This window comes from Pseudomonas gingeri, assembly GCF_013385635.1.
In the GTDB taxonomy this organism is placed as follows: Bacteria; Pseudomonadota; Gammaproteobacteria; order Pseudomonadales; family Pseudomonadaceae; genus Aquipseudomonas; species Aquipseudomonas gingeri_A.
This window is the reverse complement of record NZ_JACAPR010000012.1, coordinates 431,709-445,261: the sequence shown is the minus strand read 5'-3', so window position 1 is coordinate 445,261 and position 13,553 is coordinate 431,709. Positions and strand designations below refer to the sequence as shown.

General features: G+C 63.3%; 8 protein-coding genes. 7 read left to right on the top strand and 1 reads right to left on the bottom strand.

The genetic code is table 11. The annotated features are described in order from the left end of the window. The first annotated feature begins 128 nt into the window (after positions 1-128). From HX851_RS40750 to HX851_RS40730, 5 genes are all read left to right on the top strand, one after another. Positions 129-2,876, top strand: a complete 2,748-nt coding sequence (locus tag HX851_RS40750; RefSeq protein WP_177061456.1) for a winged helix-turn-helix domain-containing protein — start codon at positions 129-131, stop codon at positions 2,874-2,876. A 178-nt stretch (positions 2,877-3,054) separates the two neighbouring features. After that, positions 3,055-4,749: a two-component system response regulator gene (locus HX851_RS40745; RefSeq protein ID WP_177061458.1), complete on the top strand. Its 1,695-nt coding sequence runs from the start codon at positions 3,055-3,057 to the stop codon at positions 4,747-4,749. Between the two features lie 73 nt (positions 4,750-4,822). After that, a complete protein-coding gene (locus HX851_RS40740) occupies positions 4,823-9,148 on the top strand; it encodes a hybrid sensor histidine kinase/response regulator (protein ID WP_177065114.1) in 4,326 nt (1,441 codons plus the stop codon). Positions 9,149-9,267: 119 nt separating this feature from the next. Continuing rightward, a complete protein-coding gene (locus HX851_RS40735; RefSeq protein WP_177061462.1) occupies positions 9,268-9,912 on the top strand; it encodes an MBL fold metallo-hydrolase in 645 nt (214 codons plus the stop codon). 97 nt (positions 9,913-10,009) lie between these two features. Beyond that, on the top strand, positions 10,010-10,795 hold the full coding sequence (locus HX851_RS40730) for a YiaD family glycine zipper/OmpA-like lipoprotein (RefSeq protein WP_177061464.1): 786 nt from the start codon (positions 10,010-10,012) through the stop codon (positions 10,793-10,795). A 79-nt stretch (positions 10,796-10,874) separates the two neighbouring features. Here the strand turns inward: HX851_RS40730 and HX851_RS40725 are convergent, their stop codons facing one another. After that, positions 10,875-11,312: a Z-ring associated ZapG family protein gene (locus HX851_RS40725; RefSeq protein ID WP_177061466.1), complete on the bottom strand. Its 438-nt coding sequence runs from the start codon at positions 11,310-11,312 to the stop codon at positions 10,875-10,877. A 149-nt stretch (positions 11,313-11,461) separates the two neighbouring features. Here HX851_RS40725 and HX851_RS40720 point away from each other — a divergent pair, with 149 nt between their 5' ends. Together HX851_RS40720 and HX851_RS40715 are read left to right on the top strand one after the other, a co-directional pair. Then, complete coding sequence (locus HX851_RS40720) at positions 11,462-12,091, top strand: alpha/beta hydrolase (protein WP_177061468.1); 630 nt, start codon at positions 11,462-11,464, stop codon at positions 12,089-12,091. Between the two features lie 25 nt (positions 12,092-12,116). After that, the gene (locus HX851_RS40715; protein WP_177061470.1) at positions 12,117-13,469 is read left to right on the top strand and encodes a tryptophan--tRNA ligase; all 1,353 of its coding nucleotides are present in this window, start codon (positions 12,117-12,119) and stop codon (positions 13,467-13,469) included. Positions 13,470-13,553: the final 84 nt, after the last annotated feature.

The window sequence follows — 13,553 nt, the reverse complement described above, 5'->3', positions numbered from 1 at the left end:
TGTGGCGAGATATTTCCAGATAAAGGCATTTCGACACAATTGCGATAAAAAGCCTTCAGTGCGGCGATGTTTACCGCTAGTCTGCGCTGATGCGCCCCGCCGATAACAGCCTTCAACAAGAGCCGGCCATGACTGATCTGTCCCGTATGCAAGGGCCCATGGGCCCTGTCATACCTGCACTCGAAGGACGCTTCTACCGACCGCCATTGCCTGAGGGGTATGTGTTGCGGCCGCGCCTGTGCGAACGCTTGAGTGCCGGGCTGGATGGTCGCCTGCTGCTGGTCAGTGCCCCCGCCGGTTTCGGCAAGAGCTCGCTGGCGGTGGAGTTTTGCCAGAGCCTGCCCGATCACTGGCAGAGCCTGTGGCTGGGGCTCAGTTCACGGGACAGCGACCCCGGGCGCTTTCTCGAACGCCTGCTCGACGGTCTTCAGCAGTACTTTCCGAATCTGGGCAGTCAGGCGCTGGGCTTGTTGAAAATGCGCCAGCGGCACCAGCCGTTTGCCTTCGAAGAGTGGCTGGACGGGCTGCTCGATGAGCTGGCGGTGCACCTGTCGGGCAGCACGCCGTTGCTGCTGGTGCTCGATGATTACCATCTGGCCCAGGGCCCGGTCCTGGATCGTTGCCTGCAGTTTTTCCTCAATCACCTGCCGGCCGGATTGCTGGTGCTGGTCACCAGTCGCCAGCGCCCGGAATGGCACTTGGCGCGCTTGCGCCTGTCGCGGCAATTACTTGAATTGAACGAGCAGGACCTGCGCCTGACGCTCTGCGAGTCCATGACCCTGTTCGACCGCCACAGCAGTTCGTTGCGTGGCGAGGCCCTGCAGACCCTGATCGAGCGCAGCGAAGGCTGGGTCGCCGGGTTGCGTTTCTGGTTGCTGGCGGCGGCGCAGGCCACTGACGACAACACCTTGCCCCAGGTCTTGCACGGCGGTGAAGGGTTGATTCGTGATTATTTGCTGGAGGAGGTGATCGACTTCCTGCCGGCGCATGTCCAGGCCTTCCTCTATGACACCGCCCCCCAGGAGCGGTTTTGCAGTGAGCTGTGCGACGCCATCCGCGAATCCCACGACAGCGCGCAGATCCTCGATTACCTGCAATCCCATCAGGTTTTCCTGGTGCCGCTGGATGAGCACGGCCGCTGGTTCCGCTACCACCACCTGTTCTCCGATCTGCTGCGCACCCGTCCCGCCGCCAATCCCCTGGTGCCGACCGCCAGCCTGCATTTGCGTGCCTGCCGCTGGTTCAGCGCCCAGGGCCTGCTGGATGAAGCGGTGGAGCAGGCGTTGCGTGCCGGTCATCTGGATGTGGCGGCCAACCTGGTGCAGAACCTTTCCGAAGAGCAACTGCTGGCCGAACAGAATGTCGGCATGTTGCTGCGTTGGAAAATGGACCTGCCCGACAGCCTGCTGATCAGCTCTCCACGGTTGATCGTGCTGTATGCCTGGGCGCTGGGCCTGGCCTGCCAGTTGGATGCGGCGCAAGAGCTGGCCAGCCACCTGAGCAATTTCCTGCCGGCGCCCTCGGCGACGGCGCAGAAATCCATGCTGGCCCAGTGGCTGGCATTGAGCGGCATCATTGCCCGGGGGCGTGGCGACCGCGAGCTGACCCTGACCTATTGCAGCGAAGCCCTGCTCAGCCTGCCCCACAAGCGCTACGGCCAGCGCCTGGTATGCCTGTCGACGTTGTCCAACCTGGCGATTGCCGAGGGTGACCTGTGGCGTGCACGGGCGCTGAACCGTGAGTCCCTGGAACTGGCCCAGCGGGTCGGCAACCCGCTGTTTGAAGCCTTGGCCCATTACGATCGGGCGCGAGTGCTGCAGGCGCGCGGCGAGGTTTTGCGGGCGCTGGATGAAGTACGCCAGGGCTTGCAGCGCCTGCAGGGCCTGCCCGCGCAACGCCTGTATGCGGCCAGGGCACGCTTGACGCTGTATGAAGGTTATCTGCTGAACCTGCGCCTGCAGCCGGAAGCGGGGCGCCAGCGCCTGCTGGCCGGACTGCATGAAGCGCGGGCCTGCCGTGATATCAGCGTCCTGGTGGGGCATTGCGTGATTGCCACCCAGGAAGGCCGCAATGGCGAGTTCGCCAAGGCCTTTGCCGAGCTCGCCGAAGCCGAACGGCTGATGCATATCTGGGATGTACCGCCGATCTATTACCTGGCGATGATCACCCTGGTGAAATGCGAGCTGTGGTTGGCACAGGGCCGTGTCGATCTGGCCGAAGCCTGGCTCGGACGCCTGGGGCAGACCTACAACGGCGAGCAAGCGGCCGCCGCCCCGGAGTTCCATCCACAACTGCCGGCGCATATCGAGTTGCAGCAGGCGCAACTCGAAGTCCTCCAGGGCAGGCCCGAGGCGGCCCGGCAACGCTTGCTGAAGCTGGTGGAGCAGGGCCAGGCCAGCGGCGGGCAGTTGCTGAGCATGCTGGCCTGGAACCAGTTGGTCATGCTGGAACTGGCCGGATCAAGGGAGGTCCAGGCCCGGGCGCTGTTTGCCCGAGCCGTGGAAGCCACTACCGGTGGCGCCCTGTTGCCGTTCCAGGCCATGGCCACGGCACATCCGGACTGGATGCGCGAGCAACTGCTGCTGGGGCCCGATACGCCGTTGCGCCAGAGCCTGTTGCAGTTGCTGCCGGTACAAGCGGTGCGCGAGCCGGTGGAAAGCCTGCATCACAGTGAGCACCTGAGTACCCGTGAGCTGGCTGTCCTGCACCTGATCGCCCAGGGTTGTTCGAACCAGGAAATCAGCGACCAGCTGTTTATTTCGCTGCACACCGTAAAAACCCACGCCAGCCATATCAACAGCAAGCTGGGGGTGGAGCGCCGCACACAGGCCGTGGCACGAGCACAGGAACTGGGGCTGCTGGGCGAGCCGCGCTGAACAAAGAATCCCGCCCTACAGGGGTGGCTATATGCCTTGTCTGCGCTATAACCAATACACGCCTGAGTTCCTTTGTTGGGCCTTGAGCGCGCTGCACATTCTGCGTCGGCTTGAGGGCTAGGGAGCTTCTCAGCGCTCTTTGATCGTGAGTCACAAGGGAATTGCCTGGGAGCAAGGAATGCGCGAGACCACCTTCAGCCCCGCTCCGGTCGTCCTGATCGTCGATGACCAGAAGACGGATGCGCTCATTCTCAGCGAATCGGTTCGGGACCTGGCGCAGGTGTATGTCGCCACCAGTGGCGAAGAGGCCTTGCGCGTGGCCCGCCAGTGTCGCCCGGATGTGGTCCTGCTCGATATCGAGATGCCCGGCATGAACGGCTTCGAGGTCTGCAAGGCGCTCAAGGCCGACCCCAAGCTGTCCGAGGCGGCGGTGATTTTCGTCACCTCCCATGCCCAGGCCGACTATGAGCTCCAGGCCCTGGGCCATGGCGGCATCGACTTTATCCAGAAACCCCTGAACCTGCCGGTGGCCAGGGCCCATATCAACGCCCATATCACCCTGCGCAACGAAGCCAAGCGCCTGGCCAATCATGACGCCCTGACCGGCCTGCCCAACCGCATGCTGTTGCAGGACCGCGCCGAGCAGGCCTTGAAAATGGCCCGGCGCAATCACGGGCGGCTGGCAATGCTGTTGCTGGATCTGGACAACTTCAAGGCCATCAACGACTCCATGGGCCATTCGGTCGGCGACCAGATGCTCAAGTATGTCGCCACGCGCCTGTCGATGATCCTGCGCGGCATGGACACACTGAGTCGCCAGGGCGGCGACGAGTTCATCATCCTGCTGTCGGAAGTGGACGGTTTCGAGGCCGTGGGCGATTTTGCCGAGCAGGTGCTGAGCACCATTTCCAGCCCGTTCTCGCTGCAGGGCAATCGCTACGACCTGAGCGCGAGTATCGGTATCGGGGTCTTCCCGGAGGACAGCGACGACCTCGAGTCACTGTACCGTCACGCCGATGCCGCGATGTATCAGGCCAAGCAGGCCGGACGTAACTGCTACCAGTTCTTTTCACCCGCCATCGAAAGCGGCATGCGCGCCCGGCACCTGCTTGAACGGCATATGCGTACGGCGATTGAAGAGGGGGTGTTCGAGGTCTTCTACCAGGCCAAGGTCGATGCCCGCGAGCACCGCATCGTCGGCATGGAGGCGTTGATCCGCTGGCACGACGGCAATGGCAACCTGGTGCCGCCGGCGGATTTCATTCCCCTGGCCGAAGAAACCGGCCTGATCATTCCCATCGGCAAGTACGTGCTGCTCCAGGCCTGCAAGGACACCTGCAAGCTCCACGAACTGGGCTATCCGATCTGCGTCAGCGTGAACATCAGCGTCGTGCAGTTTCGCGAAGAGTCGTTCCTCGGGATGGTCAAGGGCATCCTGCTCGACTCCGGCCTGGCGCCGCAATGGCTGGAACTGGAGATTACCGAAGGGGTGCTGGCCCGGGATATCGACAACGCCCGCGAAACCCTGGTGGCGCTCAAGGCCTTGGGTGTGCACGTGGCGATCGACGATTTCGGCACGGGATATTCGAGCCTGGCCTATCTCAAGCGCTTTCCCATCGATGTCCTGAAGATCGACCAGAGCTTCGTGCGCGACATGCTCGCCGACAAGAGCGACCTGGCCATCGTCGAGGCGATCATCAAGCTGGGGCAGGCGCTGGGCCTGGAACTCGTCGCCGAAGGCGTGGAGACCCAGGAGCAGGCCGATCTGCTGCTGGAGCACGGTTGCCGGATCATGCAGGGCTATCTCTACTGTCGGCCGGTGCCCTTCATCCGGATCTGCAGCGTGTTGTCCGCATGGCCGCAAACGCCATGAGCGCGTTGGTAGCGGTTGTCGATAAGCGATGTCCCGGCGTTCGGGACAGTCGTGGTAGCCAAGGGAGCCTGCGTTGAAACGAACCAGCCTGTATGCCCTGAATGGACGTGTCGTGCTGCTCCTGGCCCTCGGGCTGGTGGCGACTATCGTCGGATGCCTGATCCTGCAGCACAGCAACGAACAGCGCACCCGCGAGGCCCTTGGCGCCGCCGCCGAAAGCGCGGTGCAGTCGGTGGCCATGCGACTGCAACTGTACCAGTACGGCTTGCGAGGGACGCGTGGTGCGGTAGTCACCGCCGGCGAGGATGGTATTACCCGGGAGACGTTCCACCGCTACAGTCAGATGCGCGACGTGCCACGGGAGTTTCCCGGTGCCCGCGGCTTCGGTTTTATCCGCCGGGTGCCGGTCCAGGACCTGGATGAGTTCCTGCGACGTGCTCGGGCTGATGGCGCCCCCGATTTCCATATTCGCCAGTTCGCCCCCCACGAGGGCGACCTGTATGTCATCCAGTACCTGGAGCCCCGCAGTGGGCAGGCGCCGGCGTTCGGCCTGGATATCGCCTCGCAGCCTGACCGGGCCGAAGCGGCGCGCATGGCCGCGCGTACCGGGGAGGTGCGACTGACCTCGCCGATTACGCTGGTGCAGGCGGTGGGCAAGCCACAACAATCCTTCCTGATTCTGCTACCGGTCTACAAAAGTGGTGTCGTACCGCAAACCGAGTCGGAGAGGGAGGCTACGCTGGTCGGCTGGAGCTATGCGCCGTTGCTGATCGAAAGTGTCCTCGCCGGCCTGATACCGGAAAGCGAGGCAGTGAACCTGCGGCTCAGGGACATCACCGGACCGGGGCCGGCGGTGCAGTTCTACCAGACGATTCATGAGTCGGACGTGCCGCCGACGGGCTTGCTCACCCACACCGTGGAACGGGACGTTTACGGGCGGCGCTGGCAGATCGAACTGGAAGCCCTGCCTCTGTTCGTGCAGCGCCTGCATCTGCTGTCGCCGACGATGGTGTTTGCCCTCGGTGTACTGGCAAGCCTGCTGGTGGCGGCGCTGGCGGCCATCGCCGGGGTCAGTTCCCAGCGCCGCCTGCAGGTGATAGCCGAACAGGCCCGGTTGGCCTCGATCGTCGAGAGCTCGGCCGACGCGATCATCGGCACGACCCTGCAGGGCGTGGTGACCAGCTGGAACCGGGGGGCGCAAATGCTCTTGGGGTATACCGCCGAGGAAGCGGTTGGCCAGCCGCTGGTGGAACTGATCGTTCCTCCCGAGTTGGCCTCGGAAGAAGTCGAGATCCTCGCGCGCATCGCCCAGGGCGAGACGATCACCAACTTCGATACCCTGCGTCGCTGCAAGGACGATCGCCGCCTCAATGTCTCGGTGAATGTTTCGCCGATCTGCGATGCCGGCGGCCGGGTGAGCGGCGTCTCGAAGATTCTGCGCGACATCACTGCGCAGAAGGCCGCCGAGGTACGGATTCTCGAACTCAACTCCAACCTCGAGGAACAGGTGGCGACACGGACCGCGGAGTTGCGGCGGATCAACCTGCTGTTCAGCAGCGTGCTGCGTTCGGCCTCCGAGGTGTCGATCATCGCCACCGACCTGGACGGTGTGATCAGCGTGTTCAACGAGGGCGCCGAGCAGATGCTTGGCTATCGTGCCGAAGAAGTGCTGGGCAAGACTACCCCGGCAATCCTCCATGTGGCGCAGGAAGTCATCGACCGTGGCGCCGAGCTCAGTGCCGAATATGCGCAGGTGATCGAGGGCTTCCGGGTGTTTGCCCACAAGCCGGAGTTCGAACACTCGGAAATCCGCGAGTGGACCTATGTGCGCAAGGATGGCTCCCATGTACCGGTGACCCTGGTGGTGACTTCCCTGCGCGACGACGAGGGGCAACTGACCGGCTACCTGGGCATCGCCGTCGATATCACCCAGCGCAAGGCCGCCGAGCACCAGCTGGAACTGAGCCTGCAGGCGACCCGGGTCATTCGCGACCAGTTGCTGATGGCCGCCGATGTGGCCGAGCTGGGCATCTGGACCTGGACCCTGGCGGACAACGCGCTGCTGTGGAACGATCGGATGTTCGAGTTCTACAGCCAGCCGACGAGTTTGCGTGACAACGGGTTGAACTATGCCCACTGGTATGAGCGGGTCCACCCCGCGGATGTCGAGGCAGTGGCCGCGCAGTTGGCGGCGGCGGTGGCCGGGGAAAGGATCTATGACCCGATCTTCCGGCTGCTGGGGCCGGACGGTCGGATACGCTACATCCAGGCCGGCGCGCAGATCGAGCGTGATGAACAGGGGCGTGCACTGCGGGTAACCGGTATCAATCGTGATATCACCACCCAGCGCGAGCTGGAGTCGCACCTGTTGCGGGCCAAGGATCGGGCCGACAGCGCCAGTGCGGCCAAGTCGTTCTTCCTGGCCAATATGAGTCATGAGATCCGTACACCGATGAACGCGGTGCTGGGAATGCTGCAACTGGTGCAGCACACCGATCTCAATGCCCGTCAGCGCGACTACGTGGTCAAGGCCCAGACGGCGGCCAAGTCGTTGCTGGGTCTGCTCAACGACATTCTCGACTACTCCAAGATCGAGGCCGGCAAATTGCGCCTGGATCCACATCCGTTCGAACTCGAACCGCTGATGCGCGACCTGGCGGTGGTGCTGGCGGGCAACCAGGGCAGCAAGGAAGTCGAGGTGATGTTCGACCTCGATTCCGACCTGCCCGGCAGCCTGGTGGGCGACAGCCTGCGCCTGCAACAAGTACTGATCAACCTGGCGGGCAACGCCCTGAAGTTCACCCAGCAGGGCCAGGTGGTGGTCAGTGTCCAGCAACTGAGACGGTATGAGGACATGGTCAAGCTGCGGGTCGAGGTGTGCGATACCGGTATCGGTATCAGTGCCGAGCAGTTGCAGCGCGTCTTCGACGGTTTTACCCAGGCCGAAGCCTCGACCACTCGCCGCTTCGGTGGCACCGGGCTGGGCCTGGTGATCTGCAAGCGGCTGGTTGGGCTGATGGGTGGCGAGTTGCTGGTCGAGAGCGAAGTGGGTGTTGGCAGCCGGTTCTGGTTCGATATCAGCCTGGAAGTCGCCCGTGAGGAGCCGCTGCGGCTGTCGTGCCCCGGTGTCGATTCGGCGATGCGCCTGCTGGTGGCCGATGACAACTCCATGGCCTGTGAATTGTTACTGCGTACCGTGCGTTCCCTGGGCTGGACGGCGGACACGGTGAGTGGCGGTACGCTGGCGGTCGAAGGCGTGCGCAAGGCGCAATTGCGTGGTGAACCCTACGACGTGGTGCTGATGGACTGGCGCATGCCGGACATGGACGGCCTCAGCGCCGCCCGCTTGATCAGCCTGCAGGAACAGGCCGTGCCGCCGCCGATGGTGATCATGATCACCGCCTATGGGCGTGAAGTCCTGGCCGATGTGCACCATGAGGGTGACGCACCGTTTGTTGGCTTTCTCACCAAACCGGTGACGCCGCGACAGTTGGCCGATGCGGTCCAGCGGGCCTTCAGCGTGAATGAGGTACCTGCGCAAGACGCGCCTGTGGCCCGTTCCCGACGCTTGGCCGGCATGCGCTTGCTGGTGGTGGAAGACAACACCCTCAATCGCCAGGTCGCCGACGAGCTGCTGGCGGGCGAGGGCGCGCAGGTCAGCCTGGCGGAAGGTGGGCTGGAGGGGGTCAGCATGGTCCTGTCGGCTTCGACGCCGTTCGATGCGGTGCTGATGGATATCCAGATGCCGGATATCGACGGCATGGAGGCCACGCGGCACATCCGCCGGCACCCACAGTTCGCCCTGTTGCCGATCCTGGCGATGACCGCCAACGCCTCCAACAGCGACCGCGAGGCCTGCCTGGCGGCGGGGATGAACGACCACGTGAGCAAACCCATCGACCTGGAAGAATTGGTGCTGGCCTTGCGTATCCAGACCGGACGCGAGACTCCCCGGCCGCTGACGATGAGCGAAACGCAGGAGACTTCGACGGAGACGGTGATCGAAGCGCGTCATTCGATCATGAGCCGCTTCGGCGGCAACTTCGAACTGATCTGCACCGTCTTGTACAGTTTTGGCACGGAGCTGGAAAAGCAGCTGGCGTTGCTCCCCGCGCACCTGCATGACCGTGACGGACCGGCGGTGGCGGCGGTGTTGCATGCGATCAAGGGCAGCTCGGGGACCATGGGCGCGCAGGCACTGTCGGTACGCGCCGGAGCCCTGGAGCGCGAGCTGTTGTATGGCGATGCCGAGGCCGTTGCCCGGGTACTCGGCGATCCGCAATGGCTGCCCGAACTCAAGGAACTGCTGACGCGCAGTGTCGAGCAGTTGCAGGCGGCGTTCGGTGCCGGGGGGCGTGGGGAGTCGCCGCGGGATGCGGCTGCCGGGCCGTTTTCTTGATGGGGCCGGGAGTGGCCCTTATACTTTTCGCGACATGGCCCTTGTCGGTCCATACGCTGCGGCGCCTGGATCGCCCAAGGGCTTTTTATTGCCTGACGAGCCTGTTGCAGGAACCCCTTATGGACCTGGCAAAACCCGCGCTTATCCGCGAAACCTTCCCTGTAGGCCCTTTGCAGTGCAACTGCACGATCATCGGCGATCCGATCACGAAAAAGGCCATCGTCGTCGATCCGGGCGGCAATCACGAGTTGATCCTGGCCCGGCTCGACGCCCTGGGCCTGAAGGTGGTCAGCATCATCCACACCCATGCGCACCTGGATCACTTCCTGGCTTCCGGCCAGTTGAAGGAGAAGACCGGCGCCACCCTGCATCTGCACAAGGATGACCAGTTCCTGTGGGACAACCTGGAGATGCAATGCAGCATGTTCGGCGTGCCCTACACGCCGGTACCAGCGCCGGACCGATGGCTGGCCGATGACGAGGCACTGGCCTGCGGCTGTGGCGTGGCCCTGCATACGCCGGGACACACGCCCGGTTCCATGAGCTTCTGGTTTTCCGAGGCTAGACTGTTGATTGTCGGCGACACGCTGTTTCGTCGCGGTGTCGGACGCACGGACTTGTGGGGCGGTGACCAGGCGACCATCGTGCGGTCGATCAAGCAGCGCCTGTATACCCTGGACGAGGAGGCGACGGTGGTCACCGGACATGGTCCCGACACCCGGCTGGGTGACGAGATGCGGGAAAACCCATTCGTTCGCGCCTGAAAAGTTTCATGGAATTTTTGTCGTCGGTCGTGTTCCAACGCCCGCACAGGTCTATTGCCAACGGCCTCTGCACCCCAAATGAGTAGGAGCTAGATCCATGTTCACCTCGCGTCGTTTGATTATCGTCGCTACCGCCGTTGCCATGCTGTCCGGCTGTGCATCGCAAAACCCGTATGACAACCAGGGACAGGCGGAGCAAGGCTCCTCGGGTATGAGTAAAACCGCCAAGTACGGTGGTCTTGGGGCCCTGGCCGGTGCTGTCGCGGGCGCCGCCATCGATCACAACAACCGTGGCAAGGGCGCGCTGATCGGTGCCCTGGTGGGCGGCGCGGGTGCTGCCGGCTACGGCTACTACGCCGACAAGCAGGAAGCCAAGCTGCGTGCGAGCATGGCCAACACCGGCGTGCAGGTGCAGCGCCAGGGTGACCAGATCAAGCTGATCATGCCCGGCAATATCACGTTCGCGACCAACTCCGATGCGATCGCCAGCAGCTTCTATCAGCCGCTGAACAACCTGGCCAACTCCCTCAAGGAGTTCAACCAGAACCAGATCGAGATCGTCGGCTACACCGACAGCACCGGCAGCCGCCAGCTGAACATGGACCTGTCCCAGCGCCGTGCCCAGAGCGTCGCCAACTACCTGACCTCCCAGGGTGTGAGCGGGGCCAACCTGTCGGCCCGTGGTGCAGGTCCCGATAATCCGGTCGCCAGCAACGCCGATGTCAACGGCCGGGCGCAGAACCGCCGGGTGGAAGTCAACCTGCGGGCCATTCCGGGCCAGCAGTATGGCCAGCCACAAGGCCAGCAGCAGTATCAGCAACAAGGCCAGCCGCAGTACCAGCAGGGCCAGCAATACGGCCAGCCCGTCCAGCAATACCCATGACCCCTGACTGAACCCCAGGTGTGAAAAAGCCCGCCCGATCAATGATCGGGCGGGCTTTTTTATACCGCTCGAAGCCGGGTTACTTCTTCAGGCCGTAATGTTCGTCGAGCATGCCGGGTGCGTTCGGCGCCTTGGGGGCGTAGTCACGCGGCGGTTCCTGGTTGCCGCGAGGCGGTGTCAGTCGTTCCCGTGGTGTCTGCGCCGCATCGGCGTGCAGGGCGGCGAGCAGGCGTTGGCGAGTCAACTCGTCCAGGGCCAGGCGGTTGGCACCCTCGGCGAGGTGGTCTTGAACTTCCTGATAGCTCTGGGTGAGTTTCTTGACCAGTGCGGCGGTGCTGTTGAAGTGGGTGACCACCTCGTTCTGGTAACTGTCAAAACGTTCCTGGATATCGTCCAGCTGACGCTGCGTGCTGCTGGGCGCGGCACTCGGCACCAGACGGGCGACCAGGAAACCAATGGCGACACCGGCAACCAGGGCAAGAGTCGGCAACAACCAAACTAAGAGCGAGTGTTCCACGAGTCCTTCCTCTATAAACGGCTTTGCTTTACGTTAACGGCTCGGACCTGCGCTGTATACCGCGATCTTAAGGTCGCGATGATGTCAGGCAGAGACTTTTAGCTAGACGAGTCGACCCCTTGGGAGGTCACGGAGTTCATTCCTTGCTTATGCGCGAAACCCCTTTGTTCATCGATGGCCCGGTCGGCCAACTGGAAGCCTTGTACCTGGATACCCCCGAGCCCCGTGGGCTGGCGCTGATCTGCCACCCCAATCCGGTGCAGGGCGGGACCATGCTCAATAAAGTCGTGTCGACCCTGCAACGCACCGCCCGCGATGCCGGGTTGATCACCCTGCGTTTCAACTATCGGGGCGTCGGCGCCAGTGCCGGCAGCCATGACATGGGCACCGGCGAAGTCGACGATGCCGAAACCGTCGCGCGGTGGCTGCTGGCGAAACACCCGGACCTGCCGTTGACGCTGTTTGGTTTCTCCTTCGGCGGTTTTGTCGCGGCAACCCTCGGCGGCCGCCTGGAAACCAGCGGTCAGTCGCTCAAGCACCTGTTCCTGGTGGCCGCGGCGGTGATGCGCCTGCGTGCCGTGGATCGACTGCCGGAAGGCTGCCCGCTGACCCTGATCCAGCCGGAAACCGACGAAGTGATCGATCCGCAACTGGTCTACGACTGGTCCGATGCCCTTGAGCGTCCCCATGAGCTGCTGAAAGTGGCAGAATGCGGACACTTTTTTCATGGCAAGTTGACCGATCTGAAGGATCTGATCCTGCCGCGCCTCCTGAATTGATAGCAGTCTGACTAAGCGATTACCCATGACGACTCGTACGCGTATCCTCACCGGCATCACCACCACGGGCACCCCGCACCTGGGCAACTACGCCGGCGCCATCCGCCCGGCGATCCTTGCCAGTCGTGACAGCAATGCCGATTCCTTCTATTTCCTGGCCGACTATCACGCGCTGATCAAGTGCGACGACCCGTTGCGCATCCAGCGCTCGCGCCTGGAAATCGCCGCGACCTGGCTGGCCGGTGGCCTGGATGTGGAGCGTGTGACTTTCTATCGCCAGTCGGACATCCCGGAAATCCCCGAACTGACCTGGCTGCTGACCTGTGTCGCGGCCAAGGGGCTGCTCAACCGTGCCCACGCCTACAAAGCCTCGGTGGACAAGAACGTCGAGTCGGGTGAAGACCCGGATGCGGGGATCACCATGGGCCTCTACAGCTATCCGGTGCTGATGGCGGCGGACATCCTGATGTTCAATGCGCACAAGGTGCCGGTCGGCCGTGACCAGATCCAGCACGTGGAAATGGCCCGGGATATCGGCCAGCGCTTCAACCACCTGTTCGGCCAGGGCAAGGAGTTCTTTGCCATGCCCGAAGCGCTGATCGAGGAAAGTGTCGCCACATTGCCGGGCCTCGACGGTCGGAAAATGTCCAAGAGCTACGACAACACCATCCCGTTGTTCACCAGCGCCAAGGATATGAAGGACGCGATTTCGCGGATCGTTACCGACTCCCGCGCACCGGGCGAAGCCAAGGATCCGGATAACTCGCACCTGTTCACCCTGTTTCAGGCCTTCGCCACGCCTGCGCAAGCCGCCGGATTCCGCGAGGAACTGCTGGGTGGACTGGGTTGGGGCGAGGCCAAGGGCCGCCTGTTCCAGTTGCTGGACGGCGAGTTGGCGGAAAAGCGCGAGCGTTATCACGAACTGATTTCCCGTCCATCGGACCTGGAAGACATTCTCCAGGCCGGCGCGAAGAAGGCCCGTAGCGTCGCCACCCCGTTCCTCGCCCAGTTGCGCGAGGCGGTTGGCTTGCGTTCGTTCGTCAACCAGGTGCAGGTCGCCGAGACCACGAAGAAGAAAGCCGCCAAAGCCGCGCGTTTTGTCAGCTTCCGTGAAGACGACAGCTTCCGTTTCCGTCTGCTGGCGGCCGATGGCGAGCAGTTGCTGCTGTCGCGCAATTTTGCCGATGGCAAGGCCGCCGGTGGCGTGACCAAGCAACTGCAGTCGGGCCAGGCCCTGGATATCCGCAGCGAGGCAAATAGTTTCAGTGTCTGGCTGGAAGGCGAGTGCGTCGCCGACAGTCCTGAGTTCGCCGACGAAACGGCCCGTGACGCGGCCATCGAGGCTTTGCGGATTGCCTTGACCCCGGTTCAAGACTAATCGACCGTCGGCCCGACCAAGGGCCGATTGCCATTCCCACGGGCCGTCGCTAAAGTGACCGCCCGTTTTTGTTACCTTGCTAAC